The sequence below is a fragment of the Serratia sp. CY38905 genome (assembly GCF_052168875.1).
Lineage (GTDB): Bacteria > Pseudomonadota > Gammaproteobacteria > Enterobacterales > Enterobacteriaceae > Serratia > Serratia sarumanii.
The window spans coordinates 208,339-225,637 of record NZ_JBJNLV010000007.1; the positions used below are offsets into that span (position 1 = coordinate 208,339).

The window sequence follows — 17,299 nt, forward strand, 5'->3', positions numbered from 1 at the left end:
GGCATGTCTGCACAACCGGTAGATATTCAAATTTTTGGCCGCTCGTTAAGAGTCAATTGCCCGCCAGAACAACAAGATGCGTTGAATATGGCGGCGGACGATCTTAACCAACGGTTGCAAGATCTTAAAGTTCGCACTAGAGTCTCCAATACTGAGCAACTGGTTTTCATCGCGGCATTGAACGTCTGTCACGAACTTGCTCAAGAACGGTTGAAAACCCGTGACTATGCGTCCAATATGGAACAACGCATACGGATGCTGCAGCAGACCATTGAACAAGCGTTGCTTGAACAAGGTCGCATCTCTGAACGTCAGGATGCACAATTCGAATAACTTAAGTTGTTGAAATCACAGTTTCGGCAACGAGTACAAAATTTCTCTGAGATGTTCGCCAGCGGGCCAGTCCCCTGAGCCGATATTTAGTACAAACAGAATGTGTTGCTCCGCGATCGGTGAGCACGCTCGGTGCGCCGAGAAGCCTTAAGATTGCGACGGCACGTTCACCTTGAACCATGGGTTCAAGGGTTACAGCCTGCGACGGCATCTCGGAGATTCCCCTTCTCAGCGGTTTATGTGTGCTGAACGCCACACTGAGCAAGCCTGATACGATGCCTTTTCAACCCCAATTCGCGCAGCAGCGCCAAGCCATTCGTCAACTCATACGCCAACGTCGGCGCGAGCTTACGCCGGGCCAGCAACGCTTTGCCGCAGACAAGATAGCCGAGCGCCTCGTCGCGCATACGCACATTAAGGCGGCGCACAGCATCGCGGTATTCCTGTCGTTTGACGGTGAACTCGACACCGGGCCGCTGATCGAGCAACTGTGGACGCTCGGCAAACGGGTTTACCTGCCGGTGCTGCACCCGTTCAGCCCTGGCCACCTGCTGTTCCTGCGCTATGCGCCGGAAACGCCGCTGGTGCGCAATCGCTTCAATATTCTCGAACCGCGCCTCGATGTGCGCCAGGTGCTGCCGCTGGGCGAGTTGGACGTCGTGCTGACGCCGCTGGTGGCGTTCGATCATACCGGGCAGCGTCTGGGCATGGGCGGCGGCTTTTACGATCGCACCCTGCAAAACTGGCGCAGCGGCGGCCCCTATCCTATCGGCCTGGCCCATGATTGCCAGCAGGTGGAGCACCTGCCGATCGAGCACTGGGATATCCCGCTGCCGGAAATCCTCACCCCGCTCTGCAGCTGGGCGTGGCACGAGCCCAAATAGCAAAAGGCCGGATCGCTCCGGCCTTTTTTGTTGCGGCGAGCCGCCGAATCAGAACAGCAGACGGGCGCGAATGGTGCCGTCGATGGCCTTCATGCGCTGCAGCGCGGCGTCGGCGCGCGCGGTTTCCGCTTCGATGTCGATCACCACGTAGCCGATTTCCGGCCCGGTTTGCAGATACTGCGCGGCGATGTTAACCCCCTCTTCGGCGAAGATCTGGTTAATCTGCGTCAGCACGCCCGGGCGGTTTTCGTGGATGTGCAGCAGGCGGCTGGCGTTCGGGCCATGCGCCGGCAGCGACACTTCCGGGAAGTTGACGGCGGACAGGGTCGACCCGTTGTCGGAGTATTTCGCCAGCTTGCCGGCCACTTCGTCGCCGATATTCTCCTGCGCTTCCTGGGTGGAGCCGCCGATGTGCGGCGTCAGCAGCACGTTGTCGAACTCACACAGCGGCGAGTTGAACGGATCGCTGTTGGTCGCCGGTTCTTCCGGGAAGACGTCGATCGCCGCGCCCGCCAGGTGATTGCTGGCCAGCGCGTCGCACAGCGCAGGAATATCCACCACGGTGCCGCGCGAGGCGTTGATCAGAATGGCGCCCGGTTTCATCAGTGCCAACTCTTCCGCCCCCATCATGTTCTTGGTGGCCAGCGTTTCCGGCACGTGCAGCGTCACCACGTCGCTCATATTGAGCAGATCGGACAGATGGCGCACCTGCTGCGCGTTACCTAACGGCAGCTTGTTCTCGATGTCGTAGAAGAACACCTTCATGCCCAGCCCTTCGGCCAGAATGCCCAGCTGGGTGCCGATGTGGCCGTAGCCGATGATGCCCAGCTTTTTGCCGCGCGCCTCGTAGGAGCCCACGGCCAGTTTGTGCCACACGCCGCGGTGCGCCTTGGCGTTGGCGGCCGGAATGCCGCGCAGCATCAACAGCAGCTCGCCCAGCACCATTTCGGCCACGGATCGGGTATTGGAGAACGGGGCGTTGAAGACCGGAATACCGCGCTTGGTCGCCGCTTTCAGATCAACCTGGTTGGTGCCGATGCAGAAGCAGCCCACAGCCACCAGTTTTTCTGCGGCGGCGAACACCTCTTCGGTCAGATGCGTACGCGATCGGATGCCGACGAAGTGCGCATCGCGGATGGATGCCTTCAGCGATTCGGTGTCTAACGCACCCTTGTGGTATTCGATGTTGGTATAACCGGCGGCACGTAAATTATCGACCGTGCTCTGATGAACCCCTTCCACCAACAGGAATTTAATCCTGTCTTTCTCCAATGATACTTTTGCCATTTACCCGACCCTATGTTCAGACTTCAGAAGCGGCTGTGACGACACAGCTCCCATCCAACATAACAAAAATAACGCGGGCGGCAATACAAACGATTGCCTGCCCAGCAGGACAAGGCGCAGCGTTGATGGCGGTTTACGGCAGAAAATGCCATAGGGAAAGTTTTCGGCAGAAGCTTTGGGGAGTCAGTTTTCACAATGTGACATAAGTCACCAAATTTGCCGTTTTTCAGAAAAGATATTTTAACCGAAGAATTATGCGGCCCGGCACTACCGGGCCACAAACGGCGGAGGTTTATTTGACCACTTTCACGCCTTCCGGGGTGCCGACCAGCGCCACGTCCGCGCCGCGGTTGGCGAACAGCCCCACGGTCACCACGCCGGCGATGCCGTTGATCTTGTTCTCCAGCGCGATGGCGTCGGTGATGCTCAAGTTATGCACATCGAGGATCACGTTGCCGTTGTCGGTCACCACGTTTTGGCGATACTCCGGCAGGCCGCCGAGTTTCACCAGCTCACGCGCCACGTAAGAGCGAGCCATCGGGATCACTTCCACCGGCAGCGGGAACTTGCCCAGCACGTCCACTTGCTTGCTGGCGTCGACGATGCAGATAAATTTCTTGGCGATGGCGGCGATGATCTTCTCGCGCGTCAGCGCCGCGCCACCGCCTTTGATCATCTGCATATGGCCGTTGATTTCGTCCGCGCCGTCCACATAAATATCGAGCGAGTCCACTTCATTGCTGTCGAACACATGGATGCCGAGGCTTTTCAGCTTGGCGGTGGAGGCGTCGGAGCTGGACACCGCGCCTTCGATCTGGTGCTTGATGGAGCCCAGCGCGTCAATAAAGTGGGCGGCGGTAGAACCGGTGCCGACCCCGACGATGGTGCCCGGCGTCACGTATTCCAGCGCTGCCCAGCCCACCGCTTTTTTCAGTTCATCCTGCGTCATAATATGTCCCTTGCCTCTGTACGAAAACGTGTGCGTATTATAGGGTAAAACGCTGTTTTTCACGCCGGCAGGATCACACTTATTTGCCGCAGCCCGCATTTTTAGCCGCTTAGCGGCGAGACGGGGGCGTGATTTTTCCACCTGCGCCGCGCGCAAAATGTGGCATAGTGCCGGTATCATTCTAATTTAAGGGATATCTTTCCGATGAAACGCCCAGACTATCGTACGCTGCAAGCGCTGGACGCGGTGATCCGTGAGCGCGGCTTCGAGCGCGCCGCTCAAAAACTCTGCATCACGCAATCGGCGGTATCCCAACGCATCAAACAGCTGGAAAACCTGTTCGGCCAACCGCTGCTGGTCCGTACCGTGCCGCCGCGCCCGACCGAACAAGGGCAAAAGCTGCTGGCGTTGCTGCATCAGGTGGAATTGCTGGAAGAAGAGTGGCTGGGCAACGACACCGGCGTCGATACGCCGCTGCTGCTGTCGCTGGCGGTCAACGCAGACAGTCTGGCAACCTGGCTGCTGCCGGCGCTGAAGCCGGTGCTGGCGGATTCCCCAATTCGCCTGAATCTGCAGGTGGAAGATGAAACCCGCACCCAGGAGCGGCTGCGCCGCGGTGAGGTGGTGGGCGCGGTGAGTATTCAGCCGCAGCCGCTGCCTAGCTGCCTGGTGGATCGGCTGGGGGCGCTGGATTACCTGTTCGTGGCCTCCAGCGCCTTCGCCGAGCGCTATTTCCCGAGCGGCGTCACCCGCTCCGCGCTGCTGAAAGCGCCGGCGGTGGCCTTCGATCATCTCGACGACATGCACCAGGCGTTCCTGCAGCAGAACTTCGATCTGTCGCCGGGCAGCGTGCCTTGCCATATCGTGAACTCGTCGGAAGCCTTCGTGCAGCTGGCGCGTCAGGGCACCACCTGCTGTATGATCCCGCATCTGCAGATCGAAAAGGAGCTGGCTTCCGGTGAGCTGATCGATCTGACGCCGGGGCTGTATCAGCGCCGCATGCTGTACTGGCACCGCTTCGCGCCGGAAAGCCGCATGATGCGCAAAGTGACCGACGCGCTGCTGGAACACGGCCACCAGGTGCTGCGCCAGGATTAAAACGAAAAAAGGTTCGCCGCAGCGAACCTTTTCTTCAACACGAACACCTTACTGCGCGGCGTTGCGCTGCAGCTCGAACACCACATCCACCTGATCGTCGAAGTGAATGCTTTGCTGCTCATAGGTTTGCGCCGCGTCGCTTTCCGCCGCCGCACCGGCCGCCTTATACATCCGCGCCACCGGCATCGGCTGGTAGTTGGCGACCCGGTAGCGAATGCTGTACACCGGCCCCAGCTTGGCGTGGAAACCTTTGGCCAGGGATTCGGCCTGCTGAGTCGCGTTCTCGATCGCTTTTTGCCGCGCCTGCTCGCGATACACGTCCGGCTTGGCGACGCCCAGCTCCACCGCGCGGATCTCGTTCAGGCCGGATTTCAGCGCGCCGTCCAGCAGCTCGTTCAGCTTGTCCAACTGACGCAGGGTTACCTGCACCTGACGCACCGCCCGGTAGCCCTTCAGCACCGACTCGCCGGTTTTCAGGTAGTCGTACTCCGGCTGGGTGCGCAGGTTGGCGGCGCTGATGTCTTTCTTCTCGATGTTATTTTTCTGCAGGAAATCAAAGTACTGCGCTACGCGCTCGTCCACCTGCTTCTTCGCCTGGGCGGCGTCTTTGGAGGAAACGCTCACTTCGATCGCCAGGGTGGCGATATCCGGCGTGGCGTCCACGCTGGCGGTGCCGGAGGTGACGACGTGCGGCCCTTCAGGCACTTCAGCCGCCTGCAGCGCCATCGGTAACGTCCCTAATCCGACCATTGCGGCCATAGCCAATGCTTTTAGCTTCACAGTGTCTCCTTAATGACAGGCTGTCTCTGATCGCCGGCTTTTCCCTGTGAGAACCGCCGGATTCCTGGCATCAAACGTAGCATATCGCGCGGCGTTTTGAATTCGGATTAGTGGCAAATTCTTATAAATTTGCCCCCTGCCAGGCCAGCTGCAGCGCGATGCCCCACATCACCAGCCCGACCAGCGCGTTGATGATGCGCTGCGCCCGCTGGGTGTTCAGCCACGGCGCCAGCCAGGAGGCCAGCAGCGCCAGCCCGAAGAACCACACCGCCGACGCGCTGACCGCGCCGAGCGCGAACCAGGAGCGCACGTCCGCCGTCAGTTGCCCGCCCAGGCTGCCGAGCACCACAAAGGTATCCAGATAAACGTGCGGGTTCAGCCAGGTGACCGCCAGCATGGTGACCACGAGGCGCCAGCGGCTCTGCGCCAGCTCCTGCGCCGCGGCCTGCGCCGGTTGCGGGCTGAAGGCGGAACGGAACGCGCCCCAGCCGTACCACAGCAGAAACGCCACCCCGCCCCAGGTGACCAGCGCCAGCAGCAGCGGCGAGCGGGTCAGCAACGCGCTGCCGCCGAAAATACCGGCGCAGATCAGCACGATATCGCTCAACGCGCACAGCGAGGCGATCATCAAATGATACTGGCGGCGAATGCCCTGATTCATCACGAATACGTTCTGCGGGCCCAGCGGCAAGATCATGGCGGCGCTCAGGGCAAAACCCTGCAGGAAGACGGCTAACATGGGAGATTCCTCGGATGATAAAAGGCGCCGGACGAGGGCGCGTGTCGGTCAACACGCGCATCATACGAGGAAGCGATCATTAGGTGAAATTGATGTTTCTAATCCAGTATCAGAGATGCTAATACTTAAATCGGTGTGACGAACCCCAGCTCCTGCGAGATGCGTTGCGCAGTGGCCAGCACCGGTTTAATCAGGCTTTTGACGCCGATTTGCTGCAGCTTGGCGGTCGGCAGAGAAACAGACACCGCATAGGGCACGCGCTGTTGAATATCGAATACCGGCGCCGCCACGCAGGAGACCCCCAGCTCGTTTTCTTCGCGATCCATCGCCATACCGCGCTGGCGAATATCGGCCAGTTCCTCATACATTTTCGGCAGCTCGGTGATGGTATTGCGCGTCAGCGTCTGAATCTCCTGCTGATGGCTCTGCCAGTAGTGGGCCGGGTAATCGTCGTTGCCGTAGGCCATGAAGATTTTACCCATCGCCGAACAGTACAGCGGCATATGCTGGCCGATATAGGCGCGGGTGCGCATCATGCCGGTGGTCGGCTCCAGCTTGTAGATCAGAATGACGTGGTCGTCTTCGCGGCTGGAGAAGTTGACCGTCTCACCCACTTCCAGGTTCAGCTGTTCCAAATGCGGCGCGGCCACGTGAATGATATTGAGTGACGACAGCGCCTTCTGGCCGATGGAAATGAACTTGGTGGTCAGGCGGTAGCTGCCCGGCGACGGCGCCTGGGTCACATAGCCGCTGGTGTGTAACCCCTGCAGCAAGCGGTGCACCGTGCTCTTGTTCATGCCGGCCAGTTCGGACAGATGCGCCAGTGGGCATCCATTGGGGAAATTGCTCAGGATCTCAATCAACTGCAAACCGCGGAACAGGCTTTGGCTGCCCAGCGGTTTGTCTTTCTTGTCATCTTTCTCGTCGACGGCTTTCAGGCTCATAGCGAAAATCTCTCCAGTGTCGAACCGCCAACCGGCGCTGCGGCGAAGTCAGCAGGCTCTTTGCCGGGCATGTTACCCCAAGGCCTGCATCACGTGAAGACGGAACGCCGTTTCATTGTCCGCAGCGGGCCAAAAATCCGCAATATTTCCCCCGCATTGAAGTGAGCCATCGGTCACACTTCCGCAAAGTAAAAAATAACCCATTGTTTAATAAAAACAATTAAAACTTCATCACCTTTGATTTAGCGCAACGAACGTCATATTATTTTTGAAATTGAATTTCGCATATTGAAATTTAAAGACCAGATACTCACCAGCGGTTTGGCTAATTTGCCCGGCATCTTCGCTCGGGCGCAACACCAGGGGCGCATCACATGACTATCGATAATGCGGCACAACCCATCCTTACCCTCAGCCACATCGTCAAACGATTTGGCGGCAACGTGGCGGTCAACGACGTCAGCCTGCAGGTGATGCCGGGCGAGGTTCTGGCGCTACTGGGCGAAAACGGCGCCGGCAAATCGACGCTGATCAAAGTGCTGGCGGGCGTCTACCCGCGCGACGGCGGCGATATTCGTTTTCAGGGCGCAAGCATCGCCTCCGCCGCCGCGATAAAAAGCGCCAGCCGCCAGCCGATCGCCTTTATTCATCAGGATCTCGGCCTGATTGAATGGATGACGGTGGCGGAGAACATGGCGCTGGTGATGGGGTTTCCCCGCCGCTTTGGGTTGATCGACTGGCGCGCCATTCGCCGCCGGGCGGCGCAGGCGCTGCACGACGTCGGTATCGCGCTCGATCCCGATGCGCGCGTCTTCGAACTGTCGCGCACCGAAAAATCGCTGCTGGCGATCGCCCGCGCGGTGGCGGTCAACGCCGAGCTGCTGGTGCTGGATGAACCGACCGCCTCCCTGCCCGCCAACGACGTGCGCCATCTGTTCGCCGTGATCAACCGGCTGCGCGCCAAAAAGGTCGGCATGATTTATGTCACCCACCGCCTGGACGAAGTGATCGAAATCGCCGATCGGGTCTGCGTAATGCGCGACGGGCGCTATGTCGCCGGCGGCCGCACCGCCGACTACTCGCTGCGGGATCTGGTGCAAACCATCGTCGGTGAAGCGATGGCGGACGATCAGCGCGAACCGCTACCGGAACATCGTCCGCCGGTGCTGCAGCTCGATAGCGTCACGGTAGGCGACATCGGCCCGGTGAGCTTCGATTTGCAGCCGGGCGAGATGCTGGCACTGGCCGGCCTGCGCGGGGCCGGGCAAGAAGAGATTGGCCGGCTGCTGTTCGGGTTGCGTCAGGCCGACGGCGGCGCGATTCGGTTTCGCGATCGGCCCTATCAGGTGAGCTCCCCGCAGCAGGCGATGGCGTGCGGCGTTTCGCTGGTGGCGGGCGATCGCACCGGCGAAAGCCTGGTGATGTCGATGAGCGTGCGTGAAAACCTGTTTATCAATCCCTGCGCCAGCGGCCACCGGCTGCTCTCCCGCTACGGGCGGCGAGCGGAGATCGGCGCCAGTTGGTGGAAAGTGCAGCTATTCGACGTGCGCCCCAAGGACGTCAATATCGATATCAGCGCACTGTCCGGCGGCAACCAGCAAAAGGTGGTGATGGCGCGCTGGATGCACCTGGGAGCGCCGCTGCTGATCCTGGAAGATCCCACCGCCGGCGTGGACGTCGGCGCACGAGCGGAAATCTACCACCTGCTGAATAAATCCCTGGTGGAAGGCGTGGCGGTGCTGGTGATCTCCAACGATTTCGAGGAGATCGCCCATATTTGCAACCGCGCACTGGTGTTCAACCGTGGGAAAGTGGTCGGCGAGCTGAAAAATCAGCAGGTGTCATTCGCCAATTTATTGGAGCTGGCCTCTGCCAGCACCGGGGAAAGCGTCGCAATCACGTCAGAATCCGAGGTAGGCCATGTCTAAAACATCCGTTAAATCAACCGCGCTGGAGCAGCGCGTCAGTCTGGCGCAGGACGGCGCCGGCCCCTGGCTGATGCAGGTTCTCACCCGCTATGGCCTGCTGCTGCTGTGCGTCGCGCTGGTCGTGCTGTTCTCACTGATCACTCCCTCTTTCGCGTCGATGCTGACGCTGCAGGCGATCCTGTCGAGCAAGGCCAAAATCGCCCTGTTGGCGCTGGCGGCGACCATCCCGATGATCGTGGGCAAGATCGATCTTAACGTCGGTTTCGGCATTGTGTTGTGGCATATCCTGGCGATCACGCTGCAGGTGGAATACGGCTTCTCCTGGCAGATGGCGGTGCTGACGGTGCTGGCGATCTCGGCGCTGTACGGGTTGCTGAACGGCATTCTGGTGGCGCTGGCCGATATCGACAGCTTCGTCGCCACTCTCGGCTCCGGCACCGTGCTGTACGCCATTGCCCTGTGGCACTCCGGCGGGCGGCAGATCGTCGGCGACTTGCCGGATGCCTTTATCGCGCTGCACCACACCGAGATCGCCGGCATTCCGATCGTGGCGTTTTACGTGCTGATCGTCGCGGTGGTGCTGTGGCTCATCACCGAACATACCCCGCTCGGCCGCTGCATGTATGCGGTGGGCGGCAACCCGGCGGCGGCGCGCCTGAACGGCATCTCGGTCAACCGCTTCACCATCGGCGCTTTCATCGCCTCCAGCGTGCTCACCGGTTTCAGCGGCGTGTTGATCGCCGCCGAACAGGGCGTCGGCCAGGCCAGCGTCGGCATGGACTATCTGCTGCCGGCGCTGGTCGGCGCCTTCCTCGGCAGCACCACCATTCGCCCTGGGCGCGTCAATGTCTGGGGCACCGTGGTCGGCATCGCCATTCTGGCTATCGGCATCGCCGGCATTCAGCAGTTCGGCGGTGAATTCTGGGTCGAGCCGCTGTTCAACGGCGCGACGCTGTTGCTGTCGATCACCCTGGCCGGCTATGCCCAACGCCGCCGGCTGCTCAATCAGAAAGCGGTACAACGCAGCCAGGCGACGCCGGCTGACAACAACAATCAGACAGCGACCCACCCTTAAACCAGGAGCACACCATGAAACGCATTTGGCTGTTACCGGGGTTCACCACATTCTTGCTCGCCGCATCGCCGGCCTGGGCCGACGCCTATCTCGATCAGGCCACCGCCGCCGTCGCGAAGGCCACCGCCAGCGCCACCCAGTGGGACGGCCCCACCAGCGGCCCGCAGCTGCAGGCCAACAAGAAGATCATTTTTATCGCCTCCGACATGAAGAACGGCGGCGTGCAAGGGGTGCAACAGGGGTTGAGCGAAGCGGCGAAAGCCGCCGGCTGGAAGCTGGAAACGCTCGACGGCGGCGGCTCGGTGAAAGATCAGCTGGCATCGCTCAATCAGGCCATCGCCCAAAAGCCGGACGGCATCGTGATCGGCGGCTGGAACCCTAACGTCGCCAAGATCCCGCTGAAAAAGGCCGTGCAGCAGGGTATCGTGCTGACCGCCTGGCATGCGGTGCCGGAACCGGGCCCCATCGCCAAATATAACGTGTTCTATAACGTCACGTCGGACTCCAACGAAGTGGCGCGCATCGCCGCGCAATACGCGGTGGTGCAGTCCGGCGGCAAGGCGAGCGTGCTGATCTTCACCGACTCGCTGTACCAAATCGCCTTGGACAAGGCCAACGTCATGAAAGAAGAGATCGCCAAATGCAGCGGCTGCACGCTGCTGGAATTCATCGACACGCCGCTGGCCGATACCGCCAACCGCATGCCGGCGATGACCTTCAGCCTGCTGCAGAAGTACGGCGACAAATTCCAATATGCGCTGGCGATCAACGATCTGTACTTCGACTTTATGGCGCCGGCGCTGAAGACCGCCGGCAAAGGCGGCAAGAACGCACCTTACAACGTATCGGCCGGCGACGGTTCAATCTCCGCTTACCAGCGTATCCGCTCAGGCGACAGCCAGTCGGCGACGGTGCCGGAACCCTTGAAGCTGCACGGTTGGCAACTGCTGGACGAATTCAACCGCGCCTTCGCCAAGCAGCCGCCTTCCGGCTACGTCACCCCGGCGCATCTGGTCACCCGCGACAATATCGCCGCCGACGGCGGTGCCAATAACCTGTATGACCCGCAAAACGATTATCAGGGCCATTACAAAGCGATCTGGGGCGTGAAGTGAACGGCGATTCATTGCGCACGCACGCCCGGCTCGAGCGCCTGTGTTCGCCGGCGATCTGGGCCGAGGGGCCGGTGTGGCTGCCGCAGGAGGATGCGGTGGTGTTCAGCGGCGTGAAAGGCAATCGCATGTTCCGCTGGTCGCGCCGGGGTGAGCTAAGCCTATACCGCTCGCCGTCTCACTACGCCAACGGCAATGCGCGCGACGGCGAGGGGCGCGTGATCAGCTGCGAACACGGGCGGCGCGGCATTAGCCGCACCGAAAGCGATGGCGAGGTACGCCTGTTGATCGACCGCGTCGACGGCAAGCGCTTTAATTCGCCGAACGACGTGGCGGTGCGCTCCGACGGCACCCTATGGTTCACCGATCCGCCCTACGGCATCATCGGCGACGAAGAGGGTTACAAATCGGAAAGCCAGGTGGTCGGCTGTTATCTCTACAGCTTCGATCCGCGCGACGGTTCGCTGACCATCGCCGCCTGCGACCTGCAGCGCCCGAACGGCCTGGCGTTTTCACCGGATGAAAAATGGCTGTACGTTGCGGACATGTCGATCGTGGATTTTCCGACGCTGGGCCGCCGCGAGCTGCGCGTCTATGCGGTCAACAGCCGCGAGCTGGAAGCCGGCCGCCGTTTCGCGACGGTGGAGCCCGGTTTCCCGGACGGCTTCTGCGTCGATCGGGCCGGCAATCTGTTTTGCAGCTGCGCCGACGGCGTGCTGGTCTTTGATCCACAGGGGCGACAGATCGACAAAATCAGCGTGCCGGAACGCGTCTCCAATTGTACCTTCGGCGGCCCGAACGGCGATGAGCTCTATATCACCGCCACCACCTCGCTCTACCGCATGGTGCTGAACACCCGCGGTTAGCCGGGGCCTCGCAAAACGCAGGGTGGGTTTCGATCCGCCCTGCTTTGTCGCGTCTGAAGCACGTCATTCCCACCAAAACGTGGCGGCGATCACAAAACCACCACTCAATTTTAACGTCATGTTTTTCATGAATAATTTTACCCCCTCTTGCTTTGACTTCCCTGAACCGCCGGGATAGCATTTATTTGAAATGCAATTTCGTATATTGAAATTTAGCGAACCAAAAACAGACGATTCGCACAGGCGGAGAACCGGCATGAGAGTGAGTTACAGCGAGTTAAAACAGCAATTCAAACGCGTGCTGCTGGCGCGCGGCGTGGCGGAACACACCGCCGACGACTGCGCCGGCATGTTCGCCGACACCACCGCCAGCGGCGTTTACTCCCACGGCGTTAACCGCTTTCCGCGCTTTATTCAGCAGTTGGACGCCGGCGATATCGTGCCGGACGCCGAACCCAGCAAACTGTTGTCTCTGGGGGCGATCGAGCAATGGGATGCGCACCAGGGCATCGGCAACCTTACCGCCCGCCGCATGATGGATCGCGCCATGCAATTAGCCGACGATCATGGCATCGGCCTGGTGGCGCTGCGCAACGCCAACCACTGGATGCGCGGCGGCGGTTACGGCTGGCAGGCGGCGGAGAAAGGCTATATCGGCATTTGCTGGACCAACTCGATCGCCGTGATGCCGCCGTGGGGCGCCAAAACGTGCCGTATCGGCACCAACCCGCTGATCGTCGCCGTGCCCGGCAACCCGATCACCATGGTGGATATGTCGATGTCGATGTTTTCCTACGGCGCGCTGGAGCTGAACCGGCTGGCGGGTAAAACCCTGCCGGTGGACGGCGGCTTCGACAACGACGGCCACCTGACCCGCGATCCGGCCACCATCGAAGAGAACCGGCGCATTTTGCCGATGGGGTATTGGAAAGGATCGGCGCTGTCGATCGTGCTGGACATGATCGCTACCCTGCTGTCCGGCGGCGCCTCGGTGGCGGAAGTGACGGAAGATCACCGCGACGAATACGGCGTCTCCCAGGTGTTCATCGCGATTGAGATAGACCGGTTGATCGACGGCGACAGCCGCGATCATAAACTGCAGCGCATCATGGGCTACGTCACCAGCGCCGAACGGGACAATCCCGACGTCGCCATTCGCCTGCCGGGCCACAAGTTCCCGCGCATTCTGGAAGAAAACCTGCGCGACGGCATTCCGATTGACGAACGAGTCTGGGCGCGCATTCAGGCGCTATAACGGGAGGATCATCATGATATTCGGCCACATCGCCAACACCGCGCCCGAGCAGTATCCGACGCCGGTCGCCAACGCCGTCGCCTATCTGCAACGCACCGATTTCAGCGTCTTGCCCGCAGGGCGTTATGAAGATCCCGCCACCGGCTACGTGGTGCAAGTGCTGGATCTGCATACCCAACCACCGGATGCGCTGCGCCCGGAAGTGCATAGGCAAAACGTCGACGTGCAGTTTCTGGTCAGCGGCACCGAGCTTATCGGCGTAGCGGCGGACAGCGGCGACAACGTCGTTCATCAGGAGCTGCTGGCGCAGCGCGACATCCTGTTTTATCAGGACGTGGCCGACGAATCCTGGCTCACGATGCAACCCGGCAACTTCGCGGTATTTTTTCCGCAGGACGTGCATCGCCCGGCCTGCATTAACCAGCGCTCCAGCGCGATACGCAAGGTGGTGGTGAAGATACCGCTGGCGTCGTTTAGCGCCTGATCGGCCGCAACACCCGTAACGATAACAACACCGGTCCATGGGGCCTGTGCGGGCGCCCTTGCGCTCAAACCAAGCAAAACAATAACGCCCGACCCTACAAAAAAGCGAACATCGAAAGAGGTCCTTATGAATACAGCCTCCGTTTCCGTCAGCCAAAGCCAGGCGATACCCAAGCTCCGCTGGCTGAGGATCGTGCCGCCGATCCTCATCACCTGCATCATTTCTTACATGGACCGGGTCAATATCGCCTTCGCCATGCCCGGCGGCATGGATGACGAACTCGGCATCACCGCCTCGATGGCCGGGCTGGCCGGCGGCATTTTCTTCATCGGTTACCTGTTTCTGCAGGTGCCCGGCGGCAAGCTGGCGGTATACGGCAACGGCAAGAAATTCATCGGCTGGTCACTGTTGGCCTGGGCGGTGATCTCGGTGCTGACCGGCCTGGTCACCAACCAATACCAGCTGCTGTTCCTGCGCTTCGCCCTCGGCGTTTCCGAAGGCGGCATGCTGCCGGTGGTGCTGACCATGATCAGCAACTGGTTCCCGGATAAGGAGCGCGGCCGCGCCAACGCCATCGTCATCATGTTCGTACCGATCGCCGGCATCCTCACCGCCCCGCTGTCGGGTTGGATCATCACCGCCTGGGACTGGCGCATGCTGTTCCTGGTGGAGGGGGCTCTGTCGCTGGTGGTGATGGCGCTGTGGTACTTCACCATCAGCAACCGGCCGCAGGAAGCCAAATGGATCTCGCAGGCGGAAAAAGAGTATCTGGTGAAGACCCTGCACGACGAACAGCTGCTGATTAAAGGAAAAACGGTGCGCAACGCCTCGCTGCGCCGGGTGCTGGGCGACCGGATCATGTGGCAGTTGATCCTGGTAAATTTCTTCTACCAGACCGGTATCTACGGCTACACCCTGTGGCTGCCGACCATTTTGAAAGGGCTGACTCACGGCGATATGGAGCAAGTGGGCCTGCTCGCTATCCTGCCCTATATCGGCGCCATCTTCGGCATGCTGATCATCTCCACCCTCTCCGATCGCACCGGCAAGCGCAAAGTCTTCGTCGCCCTGCCGCTGGCCTGCTTTGCTGCCTGCATGGCGCTGTCGGTGCTGCTGAAGGATCACGTCTGGTGGTCTTACGCTGCGCTGGTCGGCTGCGGCGTGTTTATTCAGGCGGCAGCCGGGGTGTTCTGGACCATCCCGCCCAAATTGTTCAACGCCGAAGTGGCCGGCGGCGCGCGCGGCGTGATCAATGCGCTGGGCAACCTCGGCGGCTTTTGCGGCCCGTATATGGTCGGCGTCCTGATCAGCCTGTTCAGTAAGGATGTCGGCGTCTACAGCCTGGCGGCCTCGTTGGCGATCGCCTCCGTGCTGGCGTTGATGCTGCCCAATAAATGCGACCACGGCGCGAGGAACGAATGATGGAATATTGGCTGGGGCTCGACTGCGGCGGCACCTTCATCAAGGCGGGATTATACGACCGCCGGGGCCATGAACACGGCGTTGCGCGGCGCAATCTGGCGATCGTCGCGCCGCAGCCCGGCTGGGCCGAGCGCGATATGGCATCGCTGTGGCACACCGCCGCCGACGTGATCCGCGAAGTGCTGTCCACCAGCGGCGTCGCCGCCGGCGCCATCCAGGCCATCGGCATCTCGGCGCAGGGCAAGGGCGCATTTCTGTTGGATAAGCAGGGGCAGCCGCTGGGCAACGCCATGCTCTCTTCCGATCAGCGCGCGCTGGCGCTGGTGCAGGAATGGCAGCGACAGGGCGTGCCGCAGGCGCTGTATCCGCAAACGCGCCAAACGCTGTGGACCGGGCACCCGGTCTCGCTGCTGCGTTGGCTGAAGCGGCATCAGCCGGAACGTTACGCCCGCATCGGCAGCGTGCTGATGGCGCACGACTACCTGCGCTATTGCCTGACCGGCGAGCTGGCCTGCGAAGAAACCAATATCTCCGAATCCAACCTGTATCAGATGCGCAGCGGACGCTATGACCCGGCGCTAGCGCAACTGCTGGGTATCGGCGACATCATGCCCGCCCTGCCGACGATTGTCGGTTCGGCCGATATCGCCGGGCGCGTCGCGGCAAACGCCGCGGCCATCACCGGCCTGCAAACCGGCACCCCGGTGGTCGGCGGGCTGTTCGACGTGGTGTCCACCGCGCTGTGCGCCGGCCTGCAGGACGAAACCCGGCTCAATGCGGTGATGGGGACCTGGTCAGTCACCAGCGGCATCACCGACGCCATCGTCGAGGGTTTCGATCATCCCTTTGTCTATGGCCGCCACGCCGAAAGCGGCCAATACATCGTGCATGAAGCCAGCCCCACGTCCGCCGCCAACCTGGAATGGTTCTGTCGCCAATGGGGGCTGCAGGACTACGGCCAGCTTAACCGCTGGGTCGCCGCCCTGCCGAAAGCCGCCGGCGATCTGCTGTTCGCCCCTTTCCTGTACGGATCCAACGCCGGCCTGGGGCTGAGCGCCAGCTTCTACGGCCTGCAGGCCTTCCACCAGCGCGAGCACCTGGTGCAGGCGATCTACGAGGGCGTGGTGTTCTGCCACATGACGCACCTTAACCGCATGCGCCGGCGTTTCCCTGAGGCGCAGGCGCTGCGCGTGACCGGCGGCCCTGCCAAATCCCTCCCCTGGATGCAAATGTTCGCCGACGTCAGCGGCCTGCCGGTGGAGCTGCCGCAGGTGGAAGAAACCGGCTGTCTGGGCGCGGCGATGGCGGCCATGGTCGGCAGCGGCGCCTTCAACGATTTCACCGCCGCCCAGCACCGGCTGGCGCCGCGTATCGAGCGGCTGCTGCCAGATGCGGCCGCCGCTGAAGCTTACGACAACAAACACCAACGTTATCAGGCACTGATTGCTGCATTGCAAAATCTGCAGCCCGCCAACAAGGAGGCTCCATGAGCACGAAACCGCGCCTGCAGTTGGCGCTCGATCAAACCCGTTTGGATATGGCGCTGCGCACCGCCGAGACCCTCAGCCCCCATGTGGACATCATCGAGGCCGGTACCATTTTGTGCATCAGCGCCGGCATTCAGGCGGTTAGCGCGCTGCGCGAGCGCTGCCCGCAGCACACGCTGGTGGCCGATCTCAAGGTGGCCGACGCCGGCGCGACGCTGGCCGAGCAGGCTTTCGGCCAGGGCGCGGACTGGATGACGGTGATCTGCGCCGCGCCGTTGGCCACCATGGCCAGCGCGCGGGAGGTCGCCGAGCGTCACGGCGGTGAAATCCAGATCGAACTGTTCGGCCGCTGGACATTGGAGGATGCACGGCAATGGCGCGGCCTCGGCATTCGCCAGGCGATCTATCACCGCGGCCGCGACGCGCAGGCCAGCGGGCAAACCTGGGGCCGGCAGGATCTGGATCGGATGAAGGCGCTGTCCGATCTGGGCATCGAACTGTCGGTGACCGGCGGCATTACGCCCGCAGACCTGCCGCTGTTTAAAGAGATCGCCGTCACCGCCTTTATCGCCGGCCGCGCGCTGGCCGAAGCCGGGGATCCGCCGGCGGCCGCCAGGCAGTTCCGCACCGCCATCGATGACATCTGGAGATCATGA

Annotated in this window: 17 protein-coding genes and 1 other RNA gene; 13 read left to right on the forward strand and 5 right to left on the reverse strand. The window is 61.4% G+C overall.

Annotated features, from left to right (window positions below; all coding sequences use genetic code 11):
- Positions 1 to 3: 3 nt before the first annotated feature.
- From zapA to ACJ8MK_RS16685, 3 genes are all read left to right on the forward strand, one after another.
- Positions 4 to 333 carry a cell division protein ZapA gene (gene zapA / locus ACJ8MK_RS16675; RefSeq protein WP_004931621.1) on the forward strand — a complete coding sequence of 110 codons (330 nt, stop codon included), beginning with the start codon at positions 4 to 6 and terminating at the stop codon, positions 331 to 333.
- A gap of 40 nt (positions 334 to 373) precedes the next feature.
- A non-coding RNA gene (ssrS, locus tag ACJ8MK_RS16680) (6S RNA) lies at positions 374 to 556 on the forward strand.
- Positions 557 to 608: 52 nt separating this feature from the next.
- Positions 609 to 1,217, forward strand: a complete 609-nt coding sequence (locus ACJ8MK_RS16685; RefSeq protein ID WP_060388362.1) for a 5-formyltetrahydrofolate cyclo-ligase — start codon at positions 609 to 611, stop codon at positions 1,215 to 1,217.
- A 48-nt stretch (positions 1,218 to 1,265) separates the two neighbouring features.
- Here ACJ8MK_RS16685 and serA read toward each other — a convergent pair whose 3' ends face one another.
- Complete coding sequence (gene serA, locus ACJ8MK_RS16690) at positions 1,266 to 2,504, reverse strand: phosphoglycerate dehydrogenase (protein ID WP_025304156.1); 1,239 nt, start codon at positions 2,502 to 2,504, stop codon at positions 1,266 to 1,268.
- A gap of 292 nt (positions 2,505 to 2,796) precedes the next feature.
- Positions 2,797 to 3,453: a ribose-5-phosphate isomerase RpiA gene (gene rpiA / locus ACJ8MK_RS16695; protein WP_025304157.1), complete on the reverse strand. Its 657-nt coding sequence runs from the start codon at positions 3,451 to 3,453 to the stop codon at positions 2,797 to 2,799.
- 204 nt (positions 3,454 to 3,657) lie between these two features.
- On the opposite strand from rpiA, the gene ACJ8MK_RS16700 reads away from it, so the two are divergent.
- The gene (locus ACJ8MK_RS16700; protein WP_033635863.1) at positions 3,658 to 4,551 is read left to right on the forward strand and encodes a LysR family transcriptional regulator ArgP; all 894 of its coding nucleotides are present in this window, start codon (positions 3,658 to 3,660) and stop codon (positions 4,549 to 4,551) included.
- 48 nt (positions 4,552 to 4,599) lie between these two features.
- Here the strand turns inward: ACJ8MK_RS16700 and ACJ8MK_RS16705 are convergent, their stop codons facing one another.
- From ACJ8MK_RS16705 to ACJ8MK_RS16715, 3 genes are all read right to left on the reverse strand, one after another.
- On the reverse strand, positions 4,600 to 5,331 hold the full coding sequence (locus ACJ8MK_RS16705) for an oxidative stress defense protein (protein WP_025160209.1): 732 nt from the start codon (positions 5,329 to 5,331) through the stop codon (positions 4,600 to 4,602).
- A 121-nt stretch (positions 5,332 to 5,452) separates the two neighbouring features.
- Positions 5,453 to 6,070 (reverse strand): arginine exporter ArgO, encoded by a 618-nt coding sequence (gene argO, locus ACJ8MK_RS16710; protein ID WP_025304159.1) that lies wholly within the window; start codon positions 6,068 to 6,070, stop codon positions 5,453 to 5,455.
- Positions 6,071 to 6,195: 125 nt separating this feature from the next.
- A complete protein-coding gene (locus tag ACJ8MK_RS16715) occupies positions 6,196 to 7,014 on the reverse strand; it encodes an IclR family transcriptional regulator (protein ID WP_033649427.1) in 819 nt (272 codons plus the stop codon).
- Positions 7,015 to 7,388: 374 nt separating this feature from the next.
- On the opposite strand from ACJ8MK_RS16715, the gene ACJ8MK_RS16720 reads away from it, so the two are divergent.
- The 9 genes from ACJ8MK_RS16720 (at position 7,389) to ulaD (ending at position 17,299) form a co-directional block, all read left to right on the forward strand.
- Positions 7,389 to 8,942: a sugar ABC transporter ATP-binding protein gene (locus ACJ8MK_RS16720; protein ID WP_442517907.1), complete on the forward strand. Its 1,554-nt coding sequence runs from the start codon at positions 7,389 to 7,391 to the stop codon at positions 8,940 to 8,942.
- Positions 8,935 to 10,017: an ABC transporter permease gene (locus tag ACJ8MK_RS16725; protein ID WP_049212575.1), complete on the forward strand. Its 1,083-nt coding sequence runs from the start codon at positions 8,935 to 8,937 to the stop codon at positions 10,015 to 10,017. The genes ACJ8MK_RS16720 and ACJ8MK_RS16725 overlap by 8 nt, the downstream gene beginning before the upstream one ends.
- 14 nt (positions 10,018 to 10,031) lie before the next feature.
- Positions 10,032 to 11,132, forward strand: coding sequence for an ABC transporter substrate-binding protein (locus ACJ8MK_RS16730; RefSeq protein ID WP_025304163.1), 1,101 nt, complete (start codon positions 10,032 to 10,034; stop codon positions 11,130 to 11,132).
- A complete protein-coding gene (locus ACJ8MK_RS16735) occupies positions 11,129 to 11,995 on the forward strand; it encodes an SMP-30/gluconolactonase/LRE family protein (RefSeq protein ID WP_442517908.1) in 867 nt (288 codons plus the stop codon). Before ACJ8MK_RS16730 ends, ACJ8MK_RS16735 begins: the two co-directional genes overlap by 4 nt.
- Positions 11,996 to 12,251: 256 nt before the next feature.
- Complete coding sequence (gene yiaK / locus ACJ8MK_RS16740; RefSeq protein WP_442517909.1) at positions 12,252 to 13,250, forward strand: 3-dehydro-L-gulonate 2-dehydrogenase; 999 nt, start codon at positions 12,252 to 12,254, stop codon at positions 13,248 to 13,250.
- Positions 13,251 to 13,263: 13 nt separating this feature from the next.
- Complete coding sequence (locus ACJ8MK_RS16745) at positions 13,264 to 13,734, forward strand: YhcH/YjgK/YiaL family protein (RefSeq protein ID WP_442517910.1); 471 nt, start codon at positions 13,264 to 13,266, stop codon at positions 13,732 to 13,734.
- A 126-nt stretch (positions 13,735 to 13,860) separates the two neighbouring features.
- The gene (locus ACJ8MK_RS16750) at positions 13,861 to 15,156 is read left to right on the forward strand and encodes an MFS transporter (protein WP_033654042.1); all 1,296 of its coding nucleotides are present in this window, start codon (positions 13,861 to 13,863) and stop codon (positions 15,154 to 15,156) included.
- Positions 15,156 to 16,646 (forward strand): FGGY-family carbohydrate kinase, encoded by a 1,491-nt coding sequence (locus ACJ8MK_RS16755; RefSeq protein ID WP_442517911.1) that lies wholly within the window; start codon positions 15,156 to 15,158, stop codon positions 16,644 to 16,646. Before ACJ8MK_RS16750 ends, ACJ8MK_RS16755 begins: the two co-directional genes overlap by 1 nt.
- Positions 16,643 to 17,299 (forward strand): 3-keto-L-gulonate-6-phosphate decarboxylase UlaD, encoded by a 657-nt coding sequence (ulaD, locus tag ACJ8MK_RS16760; RefSeq protein WP_442517912.1) that lies wholly within the window; start codon positions 16,643 to 16,645, stop codon positions 17,297 to 17,299. The genes ACJ8MK_RS16755 and ulaD overlap by 4 nt, the downstream gene beginning before the upstream one ends.